This window comes from Alkalicoccobacillus gibsonii (genome assembly GCF_016798245.1).
GTDB lineage: Bacteria > Bacillota > Bacilli > Bacillales > Bacillaceae_D > Alkalicoccobacillus > Alkalicoccobacillus gibsonii.
Window position 1 is genome coordinate 272,854 of record NZ_JAEUZA010000005.1, and the last position, 24,533, is coordinate 297,386.

At 40.9% G+C, this 24,533-nt stretch carries 26 protein-coding genes, 1 tRNA gene and 2 rRNA genes; 8 read left to right on the forward strand and 21 right to left on the reverse strand.

The genetic code is table 11. The features are described from left to right. Positions 1–40 precede the first annotated feature (40 nt). A complete protein-coding gene (locus JNO66_RS18230) occupies positions 41–2,020 on the forward strand; it encodes a YjhG/YagF family D-xylonate dehydratase (RefSeq protein WP_210340937.1) in 1,980 nt (659 codons plus the stop codon). A gap of 137 nt (positions 2,021–2,157) precedes the next feature. Here the strand turns inward: JNO66_RS18230 and JNO66_RS18235 are convergent, their stop codons facing one another. From JNO66_RS18235 to groES, 3 genes are all read right to left on the reverse strand, one after another. Further along, positions 2,158–3,048 (reverse strand): fumarylacetoacetate hydrolase family protein, encoded by an 891-nt coding sequence (locus JNO66_RS18235; protein WP_203090625.1) that lies wholly within the window; start codon positions 3,046–3,048, stop codon positions 2,158–2,160. A gap of 168 nt (positions 3,049–3,216) precedes the next feature. Next, positions 3,217–4,857, reverse strand: a complete 1,641-nt coding sequence (gene groL, locus JNO66_RS18240) for a chaperonin GroEL (RefSeq protein ID WP_203090626.1) — start codon at positions 4,855–4,857, stop codon at positions 3,217–3,219. A gap of 43 nt (positions 4,858–4,900) precedes the next feature. Further along, positions 4,901–5,185 (reverse strand): co-chaperone GroES, encoded by a 285-nt coding sequence (gene groES, locus JNO66_RS18245; RefSeq protein WP_203090627.1) that lies wholly within the window; start codon positions 5,183–5,185, stop codon positions 4,901–4,903. Between the two features lie 275 nt (positions 5,186–5,460). Here groES and JNO66_RS18250 point away from each other — a divergent pair, with 275 nt between their 5' ends. Both JNO66_RS18250 and JNO66_RS18255 read left to right on the forward strand, forming a co-directional pair. After that, on the forward strand, positions 5,461–6,195 hold the full coding sequence (locus tag JNO66_RS18250; protein ID WP_203090628.1) for a CPBP family intramembrane glutamic endopeptidase: 735 nt from the start codon (positions 5,461–5,463) through the stop codon (positions 6,193–6,195). A gap of 1 nt (position 6,196) precedes the next feature. Next, entirely contained in the window at positions 6,197–6,403 is a 207-nt protein-coding gene (locus JNO66_RS18255) for a YdiK family protein (RefSeq protein ID WP_203090629.1), read from the forward strand. Between the two features lie 50 nt (positions 6,404–6,453). Here JNO66_RS18255 and JNO66_RS18260 read toward each other — a convergent pair whose 3' ends face one another. The 6 genes from JNO66_RS18260 to JNO66_RS18285 all read right to left on the reverse strand — a co-directional run bounded on the left by JNO66_RS18260 (position 6,454) and on the right by JNO66_RS18285 (position 10,126). After that, a complete protein-coding gene (locus JNO66_RS18260; RefSeq protein WP_203090630.1) occupies positions 6,454–6,771 on the reverse strand; it encodes a hypothetical protein in 318 nt (105 codons plus the stop codon). Positions 6,772–6,887: 116 nt separating this feature from the next. Continuing rightward, positions 6,888–7,418 (reverse strand): DoxX family protein, encoded by a 531-nt coding sequence (locus JNO66_RS18265; protein ID WP_203090631.1) that lies wholly within the window; start codon positions 7,416–7,418, stop codon positions 6,888–6,890. Between the two features lie 225 nt (positions 7,419–7,643). Further along, positions 7,644–8,477 carry an STAS domain-containing protein gene (locus tag JNO66_RS18270; RefSeq protein WP_203090632.1) on the reverse strand — a complete coding sequence of 278 codons (834 nt, stop codon included), beginning with the start codon at positions 8,475–8,477 and terminating at the stop codon, positions 7,644–7,646. 31 nt (positions 8,478–8,508) lie between these two features. Continuing rightward, positions 8,509–9,261, reverse strand: coding sequence for a twin-arginine translocase subunit TatC (gene tatC, locus JNO66_RS18275; protein WP_203090633.1), 753 nt, complete (start codon positions 9,259–9,261; stop codon positions 8,509–8,511). Between the two features lie 18 nt (positions 9,262–9,279). After that, positions 9,280–9,462 carry a twin-arginine translocase TatA/TatE family subunit gene (locus JNO66_RS18280; RefSeq protein WP_203090634.1) on the reverse strand — a complete coding sequence of 61 codons (183 nt, stop codon included), beginning with the start codon at positions 9,460–9,462 and terminating at the stop codon, positions 9,280–9,282. 16 nt (positions 9,463–9,478) lie between these two features. After that, complete coding sequence (locus JNO66_RS18285) at positions 9,479–10,126, reverse strand: redox-sensing transcriptional repressor Rex (protein ID WP_203090635.1); 648 nt, start codon at positions 10,124–10,126, stop codon at positions 9,479–9,481. 167 nt (positions 10,127–10,293) lie between these two features. On the opposite strand from JNO66_RS18285, the gene JNO66_RS18290 reads away from it, so the two are divergent. Then, complete coding sequence (locus JNO66_RS18290; protein ID WP_203090636.1) at positions 10,294–12,225, forward strand: ABC transporter ATP-binding protein; 1,932 nt, start codon at positions 10,294–10,296, stop codon at positions 12,223–12,225. A 39-nt stretch (positions 12,226–12,264) separates the two neighbouring features. Here the strand turns inward: JNO66_RS18290 and JNO66_RS18295 are convergent, their stop codons facing one another. The 7 genes from JNO66_RS18295 to JNO66_RS18325 all read right to left on the reverse strand — a co-directional run bounded on the left by JNO66_RS18295 (position 12,265) and on the right by JNO66_RS18325 (position 18,490). Continuing rightward, positions 12,265–14,376, reverse strand: coding sequence for a hypothetical protein (locus JNO66_RS18295; protein WP_210340938.1), 2,112 nt, complete (start codon positions 14,374–14,376; stop codon positions 12,265–12,267). Positions 14,377–14,675: 299 nt separating this feature from the next. Further along, positions 14,676–15,680, reverse strand: a complete 1,005-nt coding sequence (gene tsaD, locus JNO66_RS18300) for a tRNA (adenosine(37)-N6)-threonylcarbamoyltransferase complex transferase subunit TsaD (RefSeq protein ID WP_203090638.1) — start codon at positions 15,678–15,680, stop codon at positions 14,676–14,678. 1 nt (position 15,681) lies between these two features. Continuing rightward, the gene (gene rimI, locus JNO66_RS18305) at positions 15,682–16,131 is read right to left on the reverse strand and encodes a ribosomal protein S18-alanine N-acetyltransferase (RefSeq protein WP_246483361.1); all 450 of its coding nucleotides are present in this window, start codon (positions 16,129–16,131) and stop codon (positions 15,682–15,684) included. Further along, the gene (gene tsaB, locus JNO66_RS18310) at positions 16,121–16,834 is read right to left on the reverse strand and encodes a tRNA (adenosine(37)-N6)-threonylcarbamoyltransferase complex dimerization subunit type 1 TsaB (RefSeq protein WP_203090640.1); all 714 of its coding nucleotides are present in this window, start codon (positions 16,832–16,834) and stop codon (positions 16,121–16,123) included. Before tsaB ends, rimI begins: the two co-directional genes overlap by 11 nt. Beyond that, entirely contained in the window at positions 16,825–17,289 is a 465-nt protein-coding gene (gene tsaE / locus JNO66_RS18315; RefSeq protein ID WP_203090641.1) for a tRNA (adenosine(37)-N6)-threonylcarbamoyltransferase complex ATPase subunit type 1 TsaE, read from the reverse strand. The genes tsaB and tsaE overlap by 10 nt, the downstream gene beginning before the upstream one ends. A gap of 7 nt (positions 17,290–17,296) precedes the next feature. Further along, entirely contained in the window at positions 17,297–18,292 is a 996-nt protein-coding gene (gene thiL, locus JNO66_RS18320) for a thiamine-phosphate kinase (protein ID WP_203090642.1), read from the reverse strand. Between the two features lie 124 nt (positions 18,293–18,416). Continuing rightward, positions 18,417–18,490: transfer RNA gene (locus tag JNO66_RS18325), tRNA-Met, on the reverse strand. A gap of 232 nt (positions 18,491–18,722) precedes the next feature. On the opposite strand from JNO66_RS18325, the gene JNO66_RS18330 reads away from it, so the two are divergent. Further along, on the forward strand, positions 18,723–18,869 hold the full coding sequence (locus JNO66_RS18330) for a hypothetical protein (RefSeq protein WP_203090643.1): 147 nt from the start codon (positions 18,723–18,725) through the stop codon (positions 18,867–18,869). A gap of 43 nt (positions 18,870–18,912) precedes the next feature. Here the strand turns inward: JNO66_RS18330 and crcB are convergent, their stop codons facing one another. Both crcB and JNO66_RS18340 read right to left on the reverse strand, forming a co-directional pair. Then, the gene (gene crcB / locus JNO66_RS18335; RefSeq protein WP_203090644.1) at positions 18,913–19,269 is read right to left on the reverse strand and encodes a fluoride efflux transporter CrcB; all 357 of its coding nucleotides are present in this window, start codon (positions 19,267–19,269) and stop codon (positions 18,913–18,915) included. Beyond that, positions 19,266–19,652, reverse strand: a complete 387-nt coding sequence (locus tag JNO66_RS18340) for a fluoride efflux transporter FluC (RefSeq protein WP_203090645.1) — start codon at positions 19,650–19,652, stop codon at positions 19,266–19,268. The genes crcB and JNO66_RS18340 overlap by 4 nt, the downstream gene beginning before the upstream one ends. A gap of 125 nt (positions 19,653–19,777) precedes the next feature. On the opposite strand from JNO66_RS18340, the gene JNO66_RS18345 reads away from it, so the two are divergent. From JNO66_RS18345 to JNO66_RS18355, 3 genes are all read left to right on the forward strand, one after another. After that, on the forward strand, positions 19,778–20,482 hold the full coding sequence (locus JNO66_RS18345) for an MgtC/SapB family protein (RefSeq protein WP_203090646.1): 705 nt from the start codon (positions 19,778–19,780) through the stop codon (positions 20,480–20,482). A 63-nt stretch (positions 20,483–20,545) separates the two neighbouring features. Further along, positions 20,546–21,175: a DedA family protein gene (locus JNO66_RS18350; protein WP_203090647.1), complete on the forward strand. Its 630-nt coding sequence runs from the start codon at positions 20,546–20,548 to the stop codon at positions 21,173–21,175. Positions 21,176–21,336: 161 nt separating this feature from the next. Then, complete coding sequence (locus tag JNO66_RS18355; protein WP_203090648.1) at positions 21,337–21,846, forward strand: ferritin; 510 nt, start codon at positions 21,337–21,339, stop codon at positions 21,844–21,846. 38 nt (positions 21,847–21,884) lie between these two features. Here JNO66_RS18355 and JNO66_RS18360 read toward each other — a convergent pair whose 3' ends face one another. From JNO66_RS18360 to rrf (JNO66_RS21030), 3 genes are all read right to left on the reverse strand, one after another. After that, positions 21,885–23,669, reverse strand: coding sequence for a S9 family peptidase (locus JNO66_RS18360; RefSeq protein ID WP_203090649.1), 1,785 nt, complete (start codon positions 23,667–23,669; stop codon positions 21,885–21,887). Positions 23,670–23,820: 151 nt separating this feature from the next. Next, a 5S ribosomal RNA gene (rrf, locus tag JNO66_RS18365) occupies positions 23,821–23,936 on the reverse strand. Positions 23,937–24,456: 520 nt separating this feature from the next. Next, a 5S ribosomal RNA gene (gene rrf / locus JNO66_RS21030) occupies positions 24,457–24,533 on the reverse strand; the annotation flags it as partial.

A 24,533-nucleotide genomic window follows, 5' to 3' on the forward strand; every position in this document is an offset into this window, starting at 1 on the left:
TACTTATGTAAGCGCTTTAATAATTAGGGAGGGCATTTACTTGAGTATCTCACTTGATGACTTATTGCATACGAGTAATGATTTATATCAGATTCAAACCTCTGCATCCGGTCCAGAAGGAAGTCTTCCACTAACAGATCAAATGCTACGTACCTCTCCGAGTGGAGATTTATTTGGATTATCTCAAAACGTGGGAATGGGGTGGAAGGCTGATAAGCTATTAAGGAAAGAAGTTCTACTGCTCAGCACTCAGGGAGGAATGAAAGACTCTAACGGAGAACCTGTCGCCCTGGGCTATCATACAGGTCATTGGGAGGTAGATCTCCTGATGAAAGAAGCCGCTCTGCAATTGCGTAAGGAAGATGCAATACCCTTTGCAGCGTTTGTCAGTGATCCTTGTGATGGACGCACACAAGGAACAGTAGGAATGTATGATTCCTTGCCGTATAGAAATGATGCAGCCACAGTCTACCGCCGATTAATTCGATCATTACCCACTAGAAGTGCAGTTCTTGGAATTGCGACGTGTGATAAAGGGTTACCTGCTATGTTAATTGCTCTTTCTTCAATGCACGAACTCCCAACCATCATCGTTCCTGGAGGTGTAACACTCCCCCCTGCTCATGGTGAAGACGCCGGAAAAATACAAACAATTGGTGCTAGATATTCAAATAATGAATTAACCCTTAAAGAAGCCTCCGAACTCGGGTGTCGAGCATGCGCAACATCAGGTGGCGGCTGCCAGTTTCTTGGAACTGCTGCTACGGCTCAGGTGATTAGTGAAGCACTCGGCTTATCGCTACCTCACTCTGCCCTAGCTCCCTCCGGTCAAGACATTTGGAAAGAAGTCGCTCGACAGTCAGCAAGAGCTATCCTTTCACTCGAAGAAAAAGGTCTAAAAACAAAAGACATTGTCACAGATTCATCTATTAGGAATGCCATGGTTGTTCATGCTGCATTTGGTGGTTCAACCAACCTCCTTTTGCATATTCCTGCGATCGCACATGCTGCTAAATGTAGAATTCCGACTGTAAATGATTGGAGTGACGTTAACAAAACAACACCTCGTCTAGTTAGCGTACTACCAAATGGTCCTGACTATCATCCAACCATCCGTGCATTCTTAGCCGGTGGAGTCCCAGAGGTCATGCTCCACTTACGAGACCTTAATCTTCTTGATTTAAATGTATTAACGGTCACAGGAAAAACGCTTGGAGAGAATTTAACGTGGTGGGAACATTCCGATCGCAGAAGAGAAATGAAGCATCGCCTTTTTCAAGCCGATGGTATTGCTGCTGAAAACGTCATTATGTCAGCTGATCAAGCGAAGGAACGTGGCATGAGTTCTACCATCACTTTTCCTGTAGGTAATATTGCACCAGAAGGGTCGGTTATTAAATCGACATCTATAGACCCTGATGTTGTTGACGAAAATGGTGTCTACTACCATAAGTCTGAAGCTAAGGTTTTCTTCAGTGAACGCGCTGCGATCGACGCTATTAAGATGGGCAGTATAAAAAAAGGCGACATCATGGTCGTCTCAGGATGCGGTCCACTAGGCACTGGAATGGAGGAAACCTATCAACTAACCTCAGCGTTAAAACATCTGCCTTTTGGAAAGTATGTCACTCTCATCACTGACGCTAGATTCTCTGGTGTATCCACTGGAGCATGTATCGGTCATGTCGGACCAGAAGCATTAGCAGGTGGACCCATCGGCCGTATTCGCGACGGCGATCTCATTGAAGTCCGAATTGACACACGCAAACTAACTGGCCACCTTCATTTTCTAGGGAGCTTTGAGGACGAACAATCTCCTGAGCAAGGAGCTGCTCTCTTAAAAAGAAGAGAACAAAACCCAGCCATCCACCCAGCAACTGATTTACCTGATGATACTCGACTTTGGGCTGCACTACAAAACGTGAGCGGTGGTACCTGGAAAGGCGCCACCTATGATGTGGATCGAATCATTCAAGTCCTAAACGCAGGGGAAGAAGCCTTAAACAAACAAGATAAGTAATACGCCATCAACCCCTTGACTAATTAATCAAGGGGTTGATTCCTCATTTATTTAACTGAGTTCTCAATGTAATGAGTGAAGCACCATTCTCCAGATTAAAGAAAGTAGCGAAAAATGAAACCCAGCATCTTTGCTTTTTACTGTTCTACTTTTACGTGCTCATTTTCTAATACCGTGTTTGCTAGAACGCCTATACCTGGGATTTCTATTTCAATTCTGTCATGCTTATGAAGTGTAAACTCGTTTGGAGGGACTACACACGTGCCAGTTAAAAGAATCGTTCCATCAAAGATGACATTATCGAGTTTCAAGTAATGGACAAGCTCTTCCAATTTTCGTTTTAGCTGGTTGACGTAGGCACTTCCTTCAAATGCCAACTCTTCATCTCGATAGATCCGACAGATAATCTCTAGTTCGTAAGGATCTTTAACTGCTTCTTTTAAAAGGATTGAGGGTCCAATTGAACACGAGTGTTTCCACATCTTTGCCTGTGGTAAGTATAATGGATTTTCACCTTCGATATCACGACAGCTCATATCGTTCCCAGCCGTATAGCCTAAGATGGCCCCATGCCGATCAAGAACTAATCCTAGTTCTGGTTCAGGAATCTGCCAATTAGAATCTGTTCGTAAATAAACTGGATCATTAGGTCCTACCGTTCGTGCAGCAGTAGATTTAAAGAAAATTTCTGGGCGCGCTGCATCATACACTTTGTCATAAAAGGTTTCCGCATCAAGCCTACCTTGGGTCGCTTCGTAGTTACGGGCTTCTTTACTTTTTTTATAGGTGACGCCTGCCGCCCATACCTCTGGAGCATCTATTGGTGTGAGTAGTGCCAGCTTCTCAATCGATTCTACATGGTCACTCGGTGGAAATTGATTAATCAATTCAACAACTGTTTTTGATTGAGCCTTAGCCTCATTAATCAAAGCAATAAAATCAGTACATGGAAGATCAATGACCAAATGTTCGGGTGTCACAGCGGCTAATTGTTTATCGGCACTCTTTTGATAACGAATAATTCTCATCGATTCAATCCTTTCGATTTTAACTTGTATGCGCTTACATTATAGTTTCAACCTTTTGAATTGTCAAACAACATTGTAGCTTTGAGGAAGATACAAAGAAAAAGATGCGTCAGCAAGGATATCCTTGACTGACGCATCTTCTTCATTTATCTTCAGGCTCTTGAATGATTACATCATTCCAGGCATTCCGCCCATTCCACCCATACCGCCCATATCAGGCATTCCGCCGCCAGCATTTTCTTCTGGCTTATCAGCGATTACAGCTTCTGTTGTAAGAAGCATTGCAGATACGCTTGATGCGTTTTGAAGTGCAGAACGAGTTACTTTAACTGGATCAAGGATACCAGAGTCAACCATGTTCACATATTCGCCAGTTGCTGCGTTAAATCCAACGCCAACTTCTTCGCCTTTAAGGCGCTCAACGATAACAGATCCCTCAAGACCAGCATTGTGAGCGATTTGACGAACTGGCTCTTCTAGCGCACGGATGACAATGTTCACACCCGTTGCTTCGTCTCCTTCTGCATCTACAGCTTTAACAGCTTTCAGTACGTTTACAAGTGCTGTACCACCACCTGCTACGATTCCTTCTTCAACTGCTGCACGTGTAGAGTTTAGAGCATCTTCAATACGAAGTTTACGCTCTTTCATTTCTGTTTCAGTCGCAGCACCAACTTTAAGAACCGCTACTCCGCCTGCAAGCTTAGCAAGACGCTCTTGAAGCTTTTCTTTATCAAAGTCAGATGTTGTTTCTTCAAGCTGAGCTTTGATTTGGTTTACGCGACCAGCGATTTGGTCTGCTTGACCAGCACCTTCAACGATTGTTGTGTTTTCTTTTGTTACAACAACCTTGCTTGCGCGACCAAGTTGAGAAATGTTTGCTGATTTCAGGTCAAGACCTAGATCTTCAGTGATCACTTCTCCACCAGTTAAAATTGAGATATCTTCAAGCATTGCTTTACGACGATCTCCGAATCCTGGTGCTTTAACAGCTACTGCATTAAATGTTCCACGAAGCTTGTTCACAACTAGAGTTGCAAGTGCTTCACCTTCAACATCTTCTGCAATGATTAGGATTGGACGGCTTTGTTGCACTACTTGCTCAAGAACAGGTAGTACTTCTTGAATATTACCGATTTTCTTATCAGTGATAAGGATGTACGGATTTTCAAGAACAGCTTCCATTTTATCAGAGTCAGTTACCATGTAAGGTGAAGAGTAGCCGCGGTCAAATTGCATACCTTCTACAACTTCAAGCTCTGTAGAGAACCCTTTTGATTCTTCAATTGTAATAACACCATCGTTACCAACACGCTCCATTGCTTCTGCAATGATTTGGCCTACTTCGTTATCACCAGAAGAGATCGCTGCAACCTGTGCAATGGATTCTTTTCCTTCGATTGGTTTAGCAATATTCTGAAGCTCTTGAACAGCTGCAGCCGTCGCTTTTTCAATCCCTTTACGGATTACCATTGGGTTTGCACCAGATGTTACGTTCTTAAGTCCTTCACGGATCATCGCTTGAGCAAGAACCGTTGCAGTTGTTGTACCATCACCAGCGATATCGTTGGTTTTGCTTGCAACTTCAGCAACAAGCTTCGCACCCATGTTTTCGAATGCATCTTCAAGCTCAATTTCTTTAGCAATGGTTACACCATCATTTGTGATAAGTGGAGAACCGAATTTCTTCTCAAGAACCACGTTACGTCCTTTTGGTCCAAGCGTTACTTTAACAGCGTTTGCAAGTGCGTCTACTCCGCGAAGCATGGAACGACGAGCATCTTCACTAAACTTGATATCTTTAGCCATTTTGTCAGCCTCCTAAATTAAAATCGTAAAAATGTGCTCTTTATTAGCCAATTACAGCAAGAATGTCGCTCTCGCGTAAAATTAAATAGTCTTTTCCTTCGTATTTCACTTCTGTACCTGCATATTTTGAGAAGATTACAGAATCGCCTTCTTTAAGCTCAAGCGCTACACGCTCGCCATTATCTGTTACACGACCTGCACCTACAGCAACAATCTTACCTTCTTGTGGTTTTTCTTTTGCTGAATCTGGTAATACGATTCCGCTTGCTGTTGTTTCCTCTGTTTCGATTTGCTCTAAAACAATACGATCACCTAATGGTTTTAACAAGGAAAACACCCTCCCTTTACGTACTATGTAGTAGTCTTTTATTAGCACTCGATTGGTTTGAGTGCTAACACATTTATTATGATAATCATTCCAGCAATCTTTTGCAAGTCATTTACTCGTTTTTTTTTGTCGAAATCCTTCTATCTTTGACCCAATTCTTATACCCTGTACTTCTTTACTCTATTCTGCATATTCATAAGGCATCCCTTCTGATTTTCTGCACAGACTATGATAAAATGAACAAATGATTAAACCACAAAAAAGGAGCAATTGTTTTGAACATTAGGTATTGGTTTATTCTTGTAACCTTTATAGCCATGCTCTTTGGCGCTGTTCCTTTTGTGTTTGTCTTTCAAGCACTTGGGATTTCAGAAGCTAATATGTTAATTGGATATTCAACCGTTGCAAGCTACGTTATAGGTACGTTAATTATTTTCTTGTTGCTCTTGCCTGATATGCGTCAAGGAAGTCTTGACCGGGATCGCTCAGGTGTTGGGATGACCATTGTGTGGTCTATCACAGGTATCTTTCTTGTTTTTATCGCCCAGTATGCAGCCGCTTTAATTGAGATCTTTGTATTTGGCGTCGAAGCAGGATCAGATAATACCGAATCACTTGTTCAACTAAGCAGAGCTGTACCTCTTATGGTGATTGTCATTGCGATTCTAGGTCCAATTATCGAAGAGATTGTTTTCCGTAAAGTTCTTTTCGGATCGTTACATAAGAAAATGAATTTTTTCTTTGCAAGTACGATCAGCTCATTGATCTTCGCAGCGGCGCACTGGGATTTTGAGCACTTACTCGTTTACCTTGCTATGGGTTATGCCTTTGCTTTCTTGTATGTCATCAGTAAACGAATCATCGTGCCAATCATTGCGCATATATCATTAAATTCATTTGTTGTCCTTGTTCAAGTCGTATTCTATGATGAAATTCAACGAATATTAGAGCGTGCTGAGCAAGCGACTAATCTTGACGCATCCATCATTTTGCGTTTGATTGGAGGATAACATGAGAGGTCGTTCTCCAATCTTTATTGCAACCTTTTACATTATACTCGGACTGTTTATAACCTATCTCGCCTCCAATAGCGTTGGTCGAAATGGTTGGAACTTTTTCAGTGTATTGTTAGTTGCTTTAGCCGCCTATGATTTCTTTATGGCTATTCGTTTCCTAATGCTTCGAAAAACCATCAAAAACATGCAAAAGAAAGACTAATTCGCTTCATACATAAAAGCCCTTTTCCAAAATGGAGATGGGCTTTTTTGTTATAGTTCATCGTATGCAATTTTTGTTTTCTTTTTTGACAATTCATTTATAACAATAGACCAATTATTTATTAGATGTTCTCTATGAGTAAATTCTCTTTCACTTGTTGATTTCTCAGTTACTTCATCTTTAAAAACGAGTGTTTGTGTATTCATTACCTCAGTAGAAACCGCTCTTTGTTGTTGTGAAGGTTCATTTATTTGAAATGAAGACGTATACTCATCAGAATGCACACTGGTGGTTACAGGCTCACTACTAATTGATCCAATCAAACAGACCATAAAAAAAAGCGGAATCCAAACGTGAAGTTTATTCATCGCTCATTCCTCCAAATTTATTATCATGTTTTTATATACCCTCCCACATTTTTTCAAAACATTTTTTATTGTTCCATATAAAAAAAGCCACCTGAATGAATCAGGTAGCTTTCTTGTTAAGCTGGATGCCCAGTTGGTCTATTGTCTAAACGATCCATATACTTATCGTTTTTGTTTATTTTACGTTTAATGATCGGTTGGATAAAACGATCTAATCCGAACCTACCTGCATTCATTCCCGCTACTAAAATTATGAATCCAAGTACAATCATGATTGGGTTAACAGAAACAGTTCCAGCTAGTAAAAATGATAGGTTCATTAAGATACCGAAGAATGCAGCGGCAGTGGTTAAGAACCCTAAAATCAACCCAAGACCTACTAGAATTTCACCCCAGGCAACTACGGTGCTAAAGAGTCCTTCATATGGTAATGCGACATTCTCAAGAAAGCTCACGTAAAATGGATAAACGACTTCTTCACCTTTTACTACAGGATTGGCTACAGCTGCTTGCAAAAATCCTCCTGCAGAGAATTCACCAGTTACTTTTCCTAAACCTGAAGTTAACCAGGTCCACCCTAGATATAAACGTAAGAATACCAGTACTCCTGAAGCCCATTTACTTTCTCTTAAAAATCGATTAATCATATGAATTCCTCCTTGTTTTTTATTATGTGAAATGTTTCACATTATCTTTCTACTCATAGTATAAGCGATTTCATTCTGTTTGTGTGGGTCTTAAGAAGAATGACAAACTTTGTTCATAATTTCACAAACTCTTTTAAGGTAAGTGGCTACGCTACTAAAAAAAGAAAGACTGATGCTCCTTATCACAGGATGATCAGTCTTTCTTTCGTGTCAGTCACTTACTAATTAATTCTCAGCCAACGCTTGAGCCAACGTTGATTTAATTCGGATTTGATCAAATGAAAGTCCCAATTGAACGGCTGTTTGTGCAATTTCCGGGCGAATACCAGACAATGTCGTTCTCACACCAATAATAGACAAGGCAGAGATTAATTGAAAGATTTCATTTGCAACCATTGTATCGATGATGACAACTCCAGATAAGTCTAGATACAGGTGGTCTACACCCTTCTCAGCACATTGTGCCAACGTATTTTCTAGAATCGATTTTGCACGGGCCGTATCAATATCTCCTACAAGTGGCAGGAGTGCACTGCTATTTTGTAGAAGAATAACAGGTGAACTTAATTCATTGATCATTTCCTTCTGCGCTTCTAATTGAACAGTTGTATTTGTATCAATTTTCTTGATAAAGTGTTGAATCGTAAAATCTAATGTTTTAACGACTTGATAGTTCCATTCTTCATGCTGTTCTTTAGTTACTTCAACAGAGCTCTCTTTAACAAACTTTTCAATATAAGAAAGATAAATGTCCCTTGTTCGAACAAACTCACGAAACATTTGATTCAAAGGAGTTTGAAGATGCGCACGATCGCTACCGATTTCCCCAATCCAACTTAGAATGTGTTGACGAACTTCAGAAGCTGGGGCAATGAAAAGACGGCTGAGATTCTTTATGTAGTCTGAATTCTGTTGCATAAGTTTATAGATGGAATCAGCATCTTTTACTGAATAGACAGAATCAACATCGTCTTCTTCTAGCGTTTTAAACCATGTCTCAGTCACTTCTTTTGTATGATTTTGTAAATATTCGTATAACGATTGATTGACTGTACTCATGGCTAATCACATCTCCATATCGTTTCAATTTTTAATCTGATTGCTTCTTATCGGCTACGTCTTCAGTTAATTTGTACTTACGATAGGTCAGCTTAGAAAGCCAAATACTAAATTCATAGAGTAACAATAACGGAACTGTTACCATCAAATGTGAGAATAAATCTGGTGGTGTTATAAATCCAGCAATGACTAATAAGACAAAGTAAGCATATTTGCGAATTGTACGTAAAAAATCCGGTGTCAGTAATCCAATTCTCGTTAGAAACATGACAACGACAGGTAATTGGAATAACGCACCAAATGGTAAGATTAATTGAAATAAGAAATCAAAGTATTCATTAATTCCGTATTGCTCTGTAATATTTAATCGTTCTGCCATGGTGGACATAAACGAAAGAATAAATGGAAACAAAACAAAATAAGCAAAGGCAACGCCAACTAAAAATAATACAAATGCAATTGGAATATAAGCAAGTGTAGCCTTTTGTTCCTTTTCATGCAAGCCTGGCTTCACAAAAGCCCAAAGCTGATAGAGAACCACTGGAAAGATTAGGACCAAGCCAATCGCAAACGTGAATGTCATAAAAATTCGAAGCGGATCTGTCATTTTAAAGGCGTTCATTGGCAAATCTTTTGCCTCAGGTGTTTGCTGAAGTAACGTGATAAGAGGTGATGAAATAAAAAATCCAATAATTAGCGCCACTATAAAAAAGGCGAGGACGACAAAAAGTCTTCGCCTTAATTCCTCAAGGTGGCCCCATATGGACATGTCCTGTTGTTTCATATGAGATCCATCCTTATATTAAGCTTGGTCTTTCTCGCGTTTCTTTTCTTCCTCGTCATCTGCAAGCCCTTTGGTTGCATTCTTAAACTCACGTAAGCTTGATCCAAATGCCTTGCCCAGTTCCGGAAGCTTCTTAGGTCCAAAAATTAATAAAGCAACAACGGCAATTAAAATTAAACTCCATGGTCCCATTTGTGGCATAACGATTTCATCCTCCTTATTGTGGTGAATCTAATGGATAGTGCTTTAGGAAATAAACAAGTGATTGTAATTCAACTGCTAGATCAATATGATGAACGCGCACAGAGTCTGGCACCGTTAACCTAGCAGGTGTGAAGTTCAAAATTCCTTTCACTCCGGCAGCAACAAGCCTGTCCGCAATCTTTTGAGCGACTGTTGCTGGTACCGTTAAAATCGCTACTGTAATTTCTTTCGTATGTTTTTCCTCAAAGTCATCAAGGTCGTAGATTTCCACTCCTCCAACATCTGCTCCTATCTTATCCGGGTCGACATCAAAGGCCATTTCAATCTGCGTATTATTATTTTTGAAAAAATTATAGTGTAGGAATGCAGTGCCTAAATTTCCGACTCCAACCAGCATTACCTTCGTTAAATCATCTTGGTCTAATGTTTCGCGAAAGAATGATAATAAATAATTTACATTATAACCATATCCCTTCTTTCCTAATGCGCCAAAATATGAAAAATCTCGTCTAATTGTTGCCGAATCCACTTTAACCGCTTCGCTCAGCTCAGTCGATGACACTCGCTGTTTACCTGAAGCATGTAGGTTCTCTAAAAACCGATAATAAAGCGGAAGCCTTTTTGCCGTTGCTTGTGGTATCTTCATTTGTTCTGACTTCATTACTTTCCTCCCGAGACGGTTCATCTCTTTTAGAAGAGAGAACTACATCCATTGTACACTATTTTTCATGGAATGTAAGGGTTCGCAAATAAGTATTCATAAGTTGTTAGGATGTTTAGTTATACGTTACACTAGAGGAAAAGAACTGTACGCGGGAAGGACTTATTATGATTGTTTTACAATGTATAAATGTATCAAAGGCCTTTGTGGCTGACCCTGTTTTAGAGAATGTGAAACTCGAGGTTCAAACAGGTGACAGACTAGCTCTAGTTGGACGTAATGGAGCTGGTAAATCCACGCTCCTTAAGATCATTGCCGGAGAATATCAGCCAGATTCAGGACAGATTATGATTCCAAAGGATGTACGGGTTGGTTATCTTGAACAGCACAGTGGGCTTGCATCTGAACGGTCTATTTGGGATGAGATGCTTACCGTTTTTGAGCCTCTCCGAAACATGGAGAAGCGATTAAGAGAGCTAGAGTCCCTTATGTCAGATCAATCAGTCTTATCGGATGAGACAAGTTATAACAAATTGATTAAGGAATACGATGAACTACAATTAACATTTAAAGACCTGGGCGGATACCAATACGAAGCAGACATTCGAAGTATTTTATCAGGGCTTCATTTTTCTAGCTTTGATTACACAACAAGTATCGCTGCGCTTAGTGGCGGCCAGCGGACAAGACTTGCACTGGCGAAGCTTCTTCTACAAAAACCAGATCTGTTAATACTAGATGAGCCAACCAACCACTTAGATATTGACACCTTGTCTTGGCTCGAGCAGTTTTTAACGGGATACAAAGGTGCTATTTTGCTTGTTTCCCACGACAGATACTTTCTAGATCAAATTGTTACAGGTGTGGTGGAGCTTTCAAGACAAAAGTCGATCCGCTATCCTGGAAATTATAGCTTTTATTTAGATGAGAAAGCGGCACGATACGAGCAAGAATTAAAGCAATTTGAGAAACAGCAAACGGAAGTAGCTAAGCTCGAGGACTTTATCGCACGTAACCTAGTTCGAGCTTCAACAACCAAACGTGCCCAAAGTCGTCGTAAGCAGCTAGAGAGAATGGACAAGCTTGATCGTCCAGCTGGCTCTGAGAAATCTGCCTCATTCTCATTTGATATTGAGCGCCAAAGCGGAAACGAAGTCCTTCGTGTAAACAATTTGAGCTTATCCTTTTCCGGACAGACCATACTAGATCACCTGCAGCTTGAGCTAAACCGCGGTGAAAGTGTTGCCTTAATCGGTCCAAATGGTGCCGGTAAGTCCACCCTATTAAAAGCGATTATGAACAAGCTTGAGCCAGACTCCGGCACGGTTCGCTTTGGCTCTCACGTGACAATCGGTTACTATGATCAGGTTCAAGCCGAGCTTCATTCGAATAAAACGGTTTTACATGAGTTGTGGGATGAGCACAGGCTGACCCCGGAAAAAGAGATACGCACGGTTTTAGGTAATTTTCTCTTTAGTGGAGATGATGTATTAAAACCTGTCACAGCTCTAAGTGGTGGTGAAAAGGCCCGACTTGCGCTTGCAAAGCTAATGATGCAAAAAGCAAATGTGCTTTTACTCGATGAGCCGACGAACCATCTTGACCTGGATTCAAAGGAAATACTTGAAGCAGCACTCATCGACTATCCAGGCACACTCTTATTCGTTTCACACGACCGCTACTTTTTAAATCGGTTAACCACTCGAACGGTTGAGTTAGCAGATGGGAAAACAACTTCCTATCTAGGTGACTATGACTATTACCTAGAGAAAAAAGAAGAGCAGCGTCAATTTGAACAGCTTAAAGAACAAAACAACGAAACACAGGTATCTGAAGAAATACCTGTTTCGAAACAAAGCTACTCTCAGGATAAAGAAGCGAAGAAGCAGGAACGACAACGTGTTCGCCGTATTGAAGCCATTGAAGTTGAAATGGCTGAACTTGAAGAAGCCATTCAGCAATACGAAACGGACTTATGTGATCCGGACGTGTACGCAGATCATGTTCGCGCAGCTGAGCTCCAGACATCCATTAATAGTGCAAATGAAACACTTGAGACTTTAATGGAAGAGTGGGAAGCCCTTCAAATAGAAGAATAATCTGATATGAACCAAAAACAGACGAGTGATTCCAACGAATCATTCGTCTGTTTTTTCTATCAGCCTCCAATAAAAATAAATCGACACTACACAAAACATTGAGGTTGCTGCTGCAACGACACCAGAATCATTAATTAACAAAAGTATGACGGACCCCATTACTCCTGTTTTAATAAATACCTGCTTATTCACATCACTCCATCGATCCAGCCTTCTCCAGAGGATAAGACCAGCTAATAGGTAACTAATGACAAGTAATTGTGTCCAGTTTGAATGCTTAAAGAGCTTAACGTTCATTTCTACTTTTCTGGCGATGGTGTCAATGATATACGAATAGTCACCTGCAAGTAATCGCTCGTAAGCCACTCCGATATGCGAGGACTGGCTAACACTCTGCAGAAAATAGAGAAAAATTAAGGCACCCACGCCACTTAGGATAAATGAGAGGATCATTCTCTTTTTACTAACTTTAATGCTTGTAGCCCACATAATCCAGAAGATGCTAGCTAGGCAGGCAGAAAGGAAGCCACCTGCATTTGCACCTAGCTGTGAGTGCCCTAAAATAAATAAATGTCCTGCTATTAACAAAATAGACGCTGTCCATCTTAGCCAGGTTATACGGACTTTAGCCAGATAGGCTGTGATTACAAACACAAACACAATATAAATCCCTACGTATTCATTGCCTATCCCGTAATACCTCGCTCCGATCAATGGATCATATCCTAAGTAAGAATGAGATAAAAGAGTTGAGCCAGTTAGAAGATCCACGCTTAAAGCAATGACCGTACATGAAGCCGTAAGCAATAACGCAAAGCTTTGCAGCAACCTAACAATCCCTCCCCATAACAGGGAACAACAAAGTAATAGAACAAAAAATAGCCCTGCAGATGAGGTTGATTCAAGTTTAGCTAATACTAAAAACCACAGAGGAGAGCTTAACGCAGATAAAAGAAGAATGTGAAGAAACGTTTTTTGCGTGTCTTTTTTCTTATCTAGCCATGTCCACCCACTTACTGCAAGCAGCAAAACAGCTAAGCTTGTTACATAAATGGATAAAACCCAAGCTCTCGTTTTGAAAATATGGACGGATTGGTCCACCCGCTGAAACAATTGTTGTGCATCATTTGTCTCTTTTGTGATTCTCTTTAACGGAAATCCTTGATCATCATCGGTAGATTCGAGCCCGAATCGTTGGATAAAGGTTGGTAGTAAATCAACATTACTTAAAACATCTGTCCGTCTTGTTGTATCAGAAAATAACACCCCTCCCTCTCCATTACTGGTCCATTCATAAACAGGAGCAATCTGTTTTTTGCTCAAATAAGCCTCTTTATGAACAAATGGAGAGATTAACCACATATCTGGATGTTCCTCACGAATGTTCTGTATAAAAGCCTCCAGCTCCTGTAGCGTTTGCTCTCGTTGCTTTTTAAATGCGACATCGGTCATTTGCTCTTTCAAGGCAGATAATCGATACAAGTCCCCCCATTCAATCACGATGAATGGGTACTCTTCCGATTTCTGATCTATTTCATTAAGCATCCAGCTTGAGTTCATTTTCTTTCCATACGCACGCGTGTTGTCTGACATAACACTTCCATTTAATGAACCGTCCGTAGTCCCTTTACTGGTCATCGTAAGAAATGCCGCAAAACGATGCTTCTGGTCTGTATCGCTTGTACCCATAACGAATGAACGAACTCCTGCATTTGATAGCCTGTCTCCAAGCTGTCCAAAATGAGCGTTATAGTGAGTTTCTTGATTCTTTTTATGTAATTCTTCAATCTGTGGATAAACCACTCCATCAATCACTCGGTTATTCGTCAGCTGTGTGAAGCGATCTCCTGCACGTTGACCTTCCAATTCATCTTCAATATCTAAAGGGGCTGTATGCGGGATAGCTGTGGTTTTTCTTCCAGCCGAGAGCGTAAGCATACTACCAAGTTCAGAGTGCAAGCCTGCTGACTTTGTATTCATTGCTCCTAAATAGGCACTTGACCATAAAGTGTGATCACCATGATCAAAAAACCACTCTGATTCTTCAAAGCTCATCCCTGGAACGAGGATTATTACTTGATTCTTATGTTCGTTTTTTTCATCAGCCGTTTTCGCATTTGTCGAATTAGGGTAGCTTGTTATGAATGCCATCAGGAAAAAAACGGATACAAACCACCTGATGAATTTTGCACTATTTTCTGACATATCCACATTATCCACACACATTTCCACAGGAGATATCAAACTTCACACTTCTTTTACTCTCTTTTTACATGAATATAACGTTCTTATTATTTCCTTAATCTACTTCGCTCACAGTTTAATCCACATTATCCACACGTTGTGTATAATGTTATGCACAACTCAACATCTTTTCTATAGTGTGTCACGTAACCGCAAATTTCATAAAAAAAGAACCAAAAAGAATGATATCTTTTTGGTTCTTCCATTTATAAATCCATGCCTGGTCGACCGTTAAGATCCCACCCCGCAAAAGATTGCTTCTCCAATTGATAAAAAGCTGCTGCGCCAATCATTGCAGCATTATCTGTGCATAAAGGCAGTGGAGGGATAGACAATGTCATTGTCTCGCTAAACTCATTCTCAAGCGCAGAACGCAATCCTTTGTTTGCAGCGACTCCTCCCGCAACAACTAATTGCTTTACCCCATATCGATCCACAGCTTTTCTTGTTTTAGTTACCAAGACATCAATGACACTTTCTTGAAAACTAGCTGCTAAATTCGGTATGTTTGGCTCTTCGCCTCGTTGCTTTTGATTATGAACCACATTTAAAACATGTGATTTTAATCCACTGAAACTAAAGTCTAATGAATCAGGCTCTAACCACGAACGCGGGAAATCCATCTCAGCAGATCCAGTATGTGCTAGACGATCTATATGAGGACCTCCTGGATATGGCAAGCCGAGTGTTCTCGCAACCTTATCATATGCCTCACCGACTGCATCGTCACGCGTCATCCCTATCGTTTCAAATTGTCCATCCTGTTCCATATAGATTAACTCTGTATGCCCACCCGAGACAACGAGAGCCATCAATGGAAACTGCATCGGCTGGACAAGCTGATTGGCATAAATATGGCCCGCGATATGATGGACCCCTATTAGCGGTAGACCGTGCGCAAATGCCATAGCCTTTGCTGCATGTACACCAATTAATAAAGCTCCAACGAGTCCAGGCCCTTCTGTAACTGCCACAGCATCAAGCTCATCAGGACGAACTTCTGCTTCGGCTAACGCCTGCTCAATGATCCGTGTTACTTGCTCAACATGATGTCGCGATGCTACTTCTGGCACAACGCCACCAAAACGCTTATGACTTTCAATTTGAGAAGCTACCACATTACTACGAATGATCGTGCCATTTTCAATCACTGATGCTGCTGTTTCATCACAGCTTGTTTCAATTGCTAAAATTCGTTTTATCTTTGTCATATTAGAAATCCACCCACATAACCCATGCGTCCTCCGCATTGTCTTGATAGTAGTTTTTTCGTATACCGCCTTTTTTCATACCAAACTTTTGATACAAGCCCTGAGCGACTACATTTGATTCTCTCACTTCTAATGAAACCTTCGTTCCGCCCATGCCTTTTATTAAGGCGATGGCAGCTCCTAGCAATTCTTCGCCTCGTTTCTTTCCTCGCGCGGAAGAATGGATAGCGATGTTTGTGATTTGTGCTTCTCCTGCAATGAGCCAAAATCCACAATAACCGACAATGCGATCCTCTAACTCATACACAATGTAATGAGCATAATGATTAAGCGTTAATTCATTCTCGAAGATCTCTTTTGTCCACGGTGAAGTGAAAGCATCTATCTCCACTTCCATCACCCGGTCAATATCCCCATGAGTCATCAACCTGATGGAACCCTCACTCATCAGCCTTGCCTCTTTGAGCTTCTTCCCACTTTGCTTCAGCCTCCGACAGCTGAAGATAATTTGGAACAAGAGTATGAACATCTTGAACCGGTTGTTTTTCATCACCTAATGCCGCAAGCTCACTCGGTCTTGGCAGTTGCTTAGATGGAGGAGCAAAATGAGCAATGGCTCCAAGCTTCTCGAAAATGACATCCTTATGTAAGGCAATGTCTGCACCCGTAAATAAAACCGGCTGTCCTTTTTCTGCTAAATGCTCGAGTAATTGATCTCGTTCAATTAATTGCTCTTCTCCTTCTAGTGCAAGTTCTCCGTCTCCAAGACTTGAATAGCAAGCTGTGTACACTCGATTTCGTCTCGCATCAATGATTGGACAAACTATCCCTTGGAAGTAGCGCCCTTGCTGTGCCATAACCTCCAGACTCGACACGCCCACTAACGGAACACTTAAAGTCCAAGCTAGTGTCTTAGCTGTTGTTACACCAATTCGAACACCGGTATAAGAACCCGGACCAACAGCCACAACGATTCTTGAAAGGTCTTTTGGACTTAGTTCAAGCTCTGCTAGTACATCAGTCACAGCAGGCATTAGTCTAAGAGAGTGGTTCTTTTTCATATGAGTAGTAAGTTCTGCTGCAACTTGTCCATCCTTTAATACAGCAACTCCGAGCACATATGAGGATGTATCTATCGCTAACGTTATTCCCATTCTGCTAACTCCTTACAAAGCTGTTCAAAATGTTCCCCATGTGGTTCAAACAGCAAATATCTATTGTCTTCTCCCGCGTGACGAATGGTAATATCTAATCGCTCCTCCGGCAATTGCTCTGCAATCTTTGAAGCCCATTCTACAACAGTAATACCTTCTCCATAGAAGTATTCATCTAAGCCAATGTCTTCTTCACTTTCTTCATCTAAACGATACACATCCATATGATAAAAAGGCAATCGCCCTTCGTACTCTTTTATAATGGTAAAAGTCGGGCTGTTTACTACCTTCTTTACTCCAAGCCCTTTTGCTAGACCCTTCGAAAAGTGGGTTTTCCCTGCTCCTAGATCTCCTTCAAGTGTGATGACATCACCAGGCCGAACAAGCAAAGCTAAATTCTCCGCAAGTGCCATCGTCTCAAGTGGAGAATGAACCTGCTTTTTGTATCTACGCATCGCTTCGTCATTTTTTAAAATGGTTAAACCCTCCCTTCTGCAAAGGTTCAATCAGGTCCTTGTCCTTAATAAAGACCGGATGCTCCGCTTTTTCTTTTACTTCGCCAATTTGATGGATTTGAATCCCTGCACATAAAGCGTTCTCCGAAAATGATGAAAAGGCTGTTTTTTCTATTGTACCAATCAATTGAAAGTCTTCTCCACCATTAAAGGCAAGTGCGAGCTTCTTCTCTTGATCTTTGACTACCTCATCGAGCGCTGGATGAAAAGGAATTTTATCAGCTTGAAGGGTAATGGATACTTCACTTGCCACTGCAAGCTCGCTCGCTTCACTTGCTACGCCGTCACTAATATCATTTAAAGACATTCTTGCCTGTGTACCTGCACATAACCGACCTGCCTCAACTTGCGGTTCTGGTTGCTGATGCATGAGAACAAGCTCTGCCTCTGATTTATTAAATGAAGCATGGCGCCCCTTCTCTAAGAGCAATTCAAGTCCTGCAGCAGAGCTACCAACCGGTCCCGTAACAAATACAATATCGCCTGGAGCAGCTTGGCTTCGATACAATGAAACGCCTTCTTCCACTTGACCAATTGCCGTAACCGTAATAACAAGTGCCTCTTTTGCAGACACCGTATCTCCACCAATCAGATCCATCTTCCACCGATCCGCTATTTCTTGCATCCCTTTGTATAAATCATTTACTTCTTCATCTTCCCAAACAGCAGGTATAGCAATTGATACTAAATAAAAGCGAGGCACGGCCCCCATTGCCGCCAAATCACTGACGTTAATGGCGAGAGCCTTTCTACCAACTTGATAAGGAGATAATGTATCCTTTATAAAATGCACGTCTTCAATCATCGTATCCACACAAACCACTTCCCGCATGCCTTGAGTGGATGTATATACCGCTGCATCATCACCAATTCCCATTATTAATGAAGGTTGATGGTGAGAAGTCGGTTTAATTTGATCAATAAATTCAAATTCATCCTTCACGTAAAGGGCCTCCCCCTTATGACTCATTCACCTATTCAGTTTAGCCGATTTTCATAAAAGATGCGAATGGCTAGTCCATGCAAAAAAACCGAAGCTTTCGCCTCGGTTTTTTCTCATTTCGGTATTGCGGGGGAAGGATTTGAACCTTCGACCTTCGGGTTATGAGCCCGACGAGCTACCAGACTGCTCCACCCCGCGTCGCTATATAAATATGTATGTCATCAGTATGACCAACATCACTATTCTCATACCTTTTCTGTGACACAAGATATATCTTACCACGGTTCTTTATTTAAAGCAACTCTAAATTTCGAACAAATTTCAAACAAAATGATTGCTTTTTTAATTTAATAGGAGTATGATTCATTTCATAGATTAAAAGATATGAACATTTTGTGACAATTCCGTTTTAAAAAAGGAGAGATTAATCATGTCTGAATTTAAAAATGCATGTCGTACAATGCTTCTTACTCCTGTTGCTCTAGGTCTAACACTATTGCTATTACCAGTGTTACTTTTGACCGATGTACCAGTTCTGACTCACTTTATTGAGTTTATCAATCATACCGATCGCTAAGCGATTTCTTCTATGCCTCCCGGAAAGCTCCTGGGAGGCATTTTCATTTTATATGAAATCCAATTAAATAAAAAAAGAGACAACCAATTATGCTCACACTTAAATAAATCAGTAGCGATTGCCATCTTTTCTGCATGAAAAGCTCAATTGACTCCATACTGAAGGTCGAGAAAGTTGTGAAGGCACCTAAAAAACCAGTCGTTAGGATTAAACCCACACTTTCAAAATCGGTCCGAAGATGGGCATGAATGAATCCAAGTAAGAAGGCGCCAGCAAGATTTATCAAAAGGATAGGGAGTGGAACGGACGTGCGCCAAGGTAAACGACTTAACCAAACGCTTAGCATATAGCGACTAAGTGCTCCTAATCCTCCAGCACACGCAATTAAAACTGAAATCATGTGGCCATCCTCTTTTCTGCCCAACCTCTACCCAACACTAACCCTATACCAGCCGCTATCATTCCGCCTACTACACTCATAAGAACGTAAAGAATGGCTCCACTAGGTGAAGCCCCCGCGATCCGGAAACTTTCAGCAGCAAACGTTGACATCGTTGTATATCCACCGCACAGTCCTGTCCCGAGCCCTAATTTTAACCATTGGTGATTCGATCTGATGAGATACCACCCCGTAATAAAGCCTAGCAGCAAACTACCGGTAGCATTCACAACTAAAGTAGCGGAAAACACGTTCTGCTCTGGAATAATAAAAGAAGCGAGATACCTAAAATACGTCCCTATGGCGCCCCCAATAAAAACAGCAATGATGATTTTCCATTGCACCTTTCCTCACCACTCTTCTTTTTTGTATACTAAATACATTAACTTTACAGTTGATCGATTGAGGTATGAATGTGTCTGCACGAAGCATACCCTATTATGTACAAACTATTTTTGAGGTGATACCCATGGATATTTTATTAATTAAACTTGTTGCCTCCCTTTTATCAGGATTTCTTATAGGGGTAGACCGGCAAATCAAACATAAGCCTCTCGGACTTAAGACGAGTATGGTCATCTGCATTGCAAGTTGTTTAATGACCATTGTCTCTATTGAAGCAGTAGCTAAGTATGCCTCTGATCATACACCAAATATGGACCCAATGCGACTTGCCGCTCAAGTAGTTAGTGGTGTCGGCTTCCTTGGTGCTGGTGTTATTTTACGTAGAAGCAACGATGTTATCTCCGGTCTAACAACTGCAGCCATGATTTGGGCAGCTTCCGGACTCGGAATTGCAATTGGTGCTGGCTTTTACATTGAGGCAACCTTTGCCGTTATTCTTATTCTTATTGCCATTAATGTTATCCCTGCTATACTTACGGCTGTTGGACCGACTTCTTTAAGTTCTAAGGATGTCCACACTCGGATTGTCATCACGCCAGAAGGACAAATGAGTAGCATCATTGACGCACTTCAAGTTCGCGGTTCAACCTTAAAAGAGAGACGCATGAAACAACTTACCGTGCGAGATGTTCAAATTAAAGACCTTACAAGCGGAAATCAACAAATGGATATTACACTATCCATACCTAAGTCAATGTACATTACCGATATTTACTACCTCATCAAAGACATTGATCATGTTCAAACAGTAGACGTTGAAAAAAGGTAGTGCCCTGTACCCAAAAACTAGATATACTGTAAGTAGACATCTAGCGATAGGACGGGTAGCAAAATGGAATTTGTAAAAGAGTTAATTGCCCATTATGGATACTTTGGCATTTTGATTGCATTAGTTGGAGGGATTGTGGGTCTACCCATACCCGATGAATTACTGCTAATTACTGTTGGATACTTTACTCACTCAGGAGAGTTAAACCTATACCTTTCAATTCTCATTTCTTTGTTAGGGTCGATCATCGGAATCTCCATTAGCTATTTCCTAGGAAAGAAACTTGGCCTCCCTTTTCTCTTAACACACGGTTCAAAATTCTTTCTTTCTAATAAGAAAATAGACCGAGCTCAAGTTTTGTTTCAAAAATACGGTGCTTTTATTCTCGTAATTGGATACTTTATTCCGGGTGTCAGGCACTTAACAGGCTATATTGCAGGTATATCCAACCTGCCTTATAAGAGATTTTCGTTATATGCATATAGTGGTGCATTTGTATGGGTGAATACGTTCATCTTTGCAGGGAATCATATGAGATGGGATTGGCAGAAACTAAGTGATTCCATCATTGCCCACAAGTTTTTAGTAGGTAGCTTGATTGGGTTTATCATTTTATTTACAGTTGCTTGTTATGTGCTGTTTCACACAGTGAAAAGGCGACGAAAGGAACGGCGACAATACTACCATAATTGATAACACAATTCACTGATTGAGAATAAACGAATAAATGTAACGAAACAGTATTCATTACATTAGATTCATTCTTATTAAACAGGTCAATCTATATTGACCTGTTTCTTTTGCTACGATACACTTAAGCTATGATATGGTTTTAACATGAGAGGAGCTTTCCTATGCTACCAGATGATTTAACTAGAGCCTTAAATAAACAAGTAAACTTCGAGCTGTATGCAGCGCATTCCTATACAGCAATTGCTGCCTATTTTGCTAACCTAGGTTTTAAAGGATTCAAGAATTTTTTCCTAGTACAAGCAGAGGAAGAGCGATTCCACGCTATGAAAATTTATAACTTCCTGGTTGATGTTGGTGAACGAGTCACCATTGAAACATTAGAACAACCTAAGAATCTGTTTCAATCTCCTTTAGAGGCGATCGAACATTCCTTGGCTCAGGAAAAAGATGTGACAAAAGCCATCTATAAAATTGCCGACCTTGCGACTGATCATAAGGAACACGCAACGATCGCGTTAATGAATTGGTTTGTAGAAGAACAAGTTGAGGAAGAAAGTATGTTTCGTGACATGATTGCTAAAGTGAGTCGAATTGATGTCGACAGCAGTGCCTTCATAATGATTGATGCGGAACTTGGTAAGCGTTCCTTTGATGCAGAAGAAGAACACTAAGAAAAAGAACAGGACAAGCTGGTCCTGTTCTTTTTCTATTAAATGTATTGATTAAAAAACGCTAACACTCTTTCGCTAACCAGGACCTCATTTGCCTTTTTGGAAAAGCCATGACCTTCATCTTCAAATACAAGGTACTCCACTTCGGTTCCTTGTTCCTTTAAGGATTCAACAATCTGATCAGACTCTGCTTTCACTACACGTGGATCATTAGCCCCTTGAATGACCAGCATTGGCTTCGTCATTGTAGACAAGTACGTAATTGGAGAATCTTTTGTAAAGCGCTCCTTATCCTCCACGGGATCCCCTATCCATATCTTCATGATTGGCTTCCAATGCTCTGGAACACTCTCGTAGAAACTAAATAAGTTAGAAACACCGAATATATCAACTACTGCCTTAAAGTAGTCTGGGTGACGTCCATGAAGCAATAGGGCCATATATCCACCATAGCTACCCCCCATGAGTAATACCTTATCCTTATCAACATGTCCTTGTTCAACCATATAGTCTACACACGCAATGTTATCAAGCCGTGGTCCATAGCCCCAATCCCCTTCAACCATTTTCATGAACTGGGCGCCGTAGTCGCTAGAGCCTCTGAAGTTCGGTGCAACAATGTTATAGCCTGCATAGACCAAATGCTGAAACATCGCCCTAAAGAATTTCCCCTCAGATGCTTGAGGCCCGCCATGTGGCCAAAGAATTAAATGCTTATTATCCACTTCAGGTCTTGCTTTAAAATACAGCGTTTCAATCTCTAATTCATCAAAGGATTTGTATGTAAAGACATCAGGCTCAGCCAACTGATTACGCTCAATCCCAGGTACCTGGATTTGCGTTAGCTCTTCCCACTCATGTCCCTGCTTTAAAACATAGAGGTTATCAGGTGAAGTTGCCGTGCCTCCTGAAAGATAAACGGTTCCTTTTTTACTTAATACAACTTGTGAAATGCTCGTTACAGGAATGTTTAGTTGTGTGAGCTCCTGCCTTTTTATTACGAACTGATAAAGCTTCTCCGTCACACCTGTCGTCGCAGATACATAAAGCACCCCTTGATCACGATCAAGCTTTATCGAATGTAGCTCTGTCCGATCAACTTCTGCTACTTTCCTCATTTCCTTTGCTTCAATATCATAAGTAGCCAAATAATAAAAATCAGCTTGATAATTCGTTGTAAAATAAATGGTCGAATCATTTAAAAAGATAGCTTTTCCATAGGTGTAGGATAACTCGGGGTGTTCCACAAGCGGAGTCAGTGCGCTACCATCTATTAAATAAGGAACCGTATGTGAGTTTGCAAACATCCTTCCGACTACAAGCTTAGAACCGTCTTCGTTCCTAGTTTCTAAGAATGTTGGTGCAATTTCTCCTTTATGAAGAATCTTCACCTCTCCAGTTTCAAGATGATATGAATTAGTATTCAAGTATGTCTCGTTCTCATTCGTCGTATTATAATAGAGTAATGTACCATCTTCAGAGATCCCTCTTAGCATGTGGCGTTGCCCTTCATGCGTCACAAGTGGCTTTAAGACCCCACCATTACGAGGCAGTGCATAAATCTGAGTGTTCTCATCTCCATCATGATCAAACGATGTAATGATGAACGAACCGTCCTTGCTGTATATTAAGTCATAACAAGCTTGTCCGATGGAAGTCAGTTTATAAGGAAAACGAGAATCTATGTCCATCCCCCATAGTTCAGGCTCTCCACTTAAATTTGCAGAAAAAATAATCTGATCCTCATCTGGACTTACTGCGAAAACACCTATCTTGATTAACTCAAAAAACTGTTTAGCTTCTGGATGATCAAACGTAATCATAGCATTCTCCTTAGTGTATGTAAGATTGGAAGTCTTTCCCTTCCTTTCAATTCTAGCATAGTCCAAGGAATCGAATCGTCATTTTATAAAAAATTCAGATAAATACATACAAAAAGATCGCGCATTTCCTATTGAAATGCGCGATCTTAATGCCCGGCAACGTTCTACTCTCGCAGGGGGAAGCCCCCAACTACCATTGACGCAGAAGAGCTTAACGGCCGTGTTCGGCATGGGAACGGGTGTGACCTCTTCGCTATTGCCACCGGACTGTATGTTAGTTTCTCTAACACATGAATTAGAATAACATGTCTAAAGAGACGATGCAACACATTTCGCGAAATTTGTCGTATATTTTTAGAATTGATTTTTAACGAGATGATAGTAGGAATGTTGGAGTGGTCTGAGTACAATTGGAGGTTTTTCTTATCGAAAAGAGTGGGATTTTGATTAACTTCTTTCTTGATACGTTGTGAGATCCTTTTAATTGTTCTTGTAAACATTTTAGTGTGTGTTTGGCGGGAGCTTTCTGATATTTGAAGATTGGTCTTGATAAATTGGTATTGCGCCTTCTTCTTACTATAAGGGGGTGCTTCTTGGTACAAGAAGCTTCCTTCTTAATAGTGTTCATTTGCTTCTTGGTATTGGAGGTTGGTTCTTGTTTGAACATGCTGGGGGCTTGGTACTTTCTTCGTTTCGCTTGGTAAAAGGTCCAAAGTTCTTGGTTCTCACACTATTCTTCGTAAAACAAAAAAACCTTCCATCCAAAGATGAAAGGTTTTTAATCAGTGCCCGGCAACGTTCTACTCTCGCAGGGGGAAGCCCCCAACTACCATTGACGCAGAAGAGCTTAACGGCCGTGTTCGG

What these genes read in the sequence shown, in the direction of transcription:
- JNO66_RS18355 (WP_203090648.1), top strand. Translation starts at nt 21,337, where the DNA reads ATGCTACCAGATGATTTAACTAGAGCCTTAAATAAACAAGTAAACTTC.
- JNO66_RS18295 (WP_210340938.1), bottom strand. Translation starts at nt 14,376, where the DNA reads ATGGCATTCATAACAAGCTACCCTAATTCGACAAATGCGAAAACGGCT.
- tsaE (WP_203090641.1), bottom strand. Translation starts at nt 17,289, where the DNA reads ATGCGTAGATACAAAAAGCAGGTTCATTCTCCACTTGAGACGATGGCA.
- JNO66_RS18285 (WP_203090635.1), bottom strand. Translation starts at nt 10,126, where the DNA reads ATGAAGTCAGAACAAATGAAGATACCACAAGCAACGGCAAAAAGGCTT.
- tsaB (WP_203090640.1), bottom strand. Translation starts at nt 16,834, where the DNA reads ATGGGAATAACGTTAGCGATAGATACATCCTCATATGTGCTCGGAGTT.
- JNO66_RS18235 (WP_203090625.1), bottom strand. Translation starts at nt 3,048, where the DNA reads ATGAGAATTATTCGTTATCAAAAGAGTGCCGATAAACAATTAGCCGCT.
- JNO66_RS18360 (WP_203090649.1), bottom strand. Translation starts at nt 23,669, where the DNA reads ATGATTACGTTTGATCATCCAGAAGCTAAACAGTTTTTTGAGTTAATC.
- JNO66_RS18265 (WP_203090631.1), bottom strand. Translation starts at nt 7,418, where the DNA reads ATGATTAATCGATTTTTAAGAGAAAGTAAATGGGCTTCAGGAGTACTG.
- JNO66_RS18330 (WP_203090643.1), top strand. Translation starts at nt 18,723, where the DNA reads ATGTCTGAATTTAAAAATGCATGTCGTACAATGCTTCTTACTCCTGTT.
- crcB (WP_203090644.1), bottom strand. Translation starts at nt 19,269, where the DNA reads ATGATTTCAGTTTTAATTGCGTGTGCTGGAGGATTAGGAGCACTTAGT.
- tsaD (WP_203090638.1), bottom strand. Translation starts at nt 15,680, where the DNA reads ATGACAAAGATAAAACGAATTTTAGCAATTGAAACAAGCTGTGATGAA.
- JNO66_RS18255 (WP_203090629.1), top strand. Translation starts at nt 6,197, where the DNA reads ATGAGAGGTCGTTCTCCAATCTTTATTGCAACCTTTTACATTATACTC.
- groL (WP_203090626.1), bottom strand. Translation starts at nt 4,857, where the DNA reads ATGGCTAAAGATATCAAGTTTAGTGAAGATGCTCGTCGTTCCATGCTT.
- JNO66_RS18345 (WP_203090646.1), top strand. Translation starts at nt 19,778, where the DNA reads ATGGATATTTTATTAATTAAACTTGTTGCCTCCCTTTTATCAGGATTT.
- JNO66_RS18290 (WP_203090636.1), top strand. Translation starts at nt 10,294, where the DNA reads ATGATTGTTTTACAATGTATAAATGTATCAAAGGCCTTTGTGGCTGAC.
- tatC (WP_203090633.1), bottom strand. Translation starts at nt 9,261, where the DNA reads ATGAAACAACAGGACATGTCCATATGGGGCCACCTTGAGGAATTAAGG.
- JNO66_RS18280 (WP_203090634.1), bottom strand. Translation starts at nt 9,462, where the DNA reads ATGCCACAAATGGGACCATGGAGTTTAATTTTAATTGCCGTTGTTGCT.
- JNO66_RS18350 (WP_203090647.1), top strand. Translation starts at nt 20,546, where the DNA reads ATGGAATTTGTAAAAGAGTTAATTGCCCATTATGGATACTTTGGCATT.
- JNO66_RS18260 (WP_203090630.1), bottom strand. Translation starts at nt 6,771, where the DNA reads ATGAATAAACTTCACGTTTGGATTCCGCTTTTTTTTATGGTCTGTTTG.
- JNO66_RS18270 (WP_203090632.1), bottom strand. Translation starts at nt 8,477, where the DNA reads ATGAGTACAGTCAATCAATCGTTATACGAATATTTACAAAATCATACA.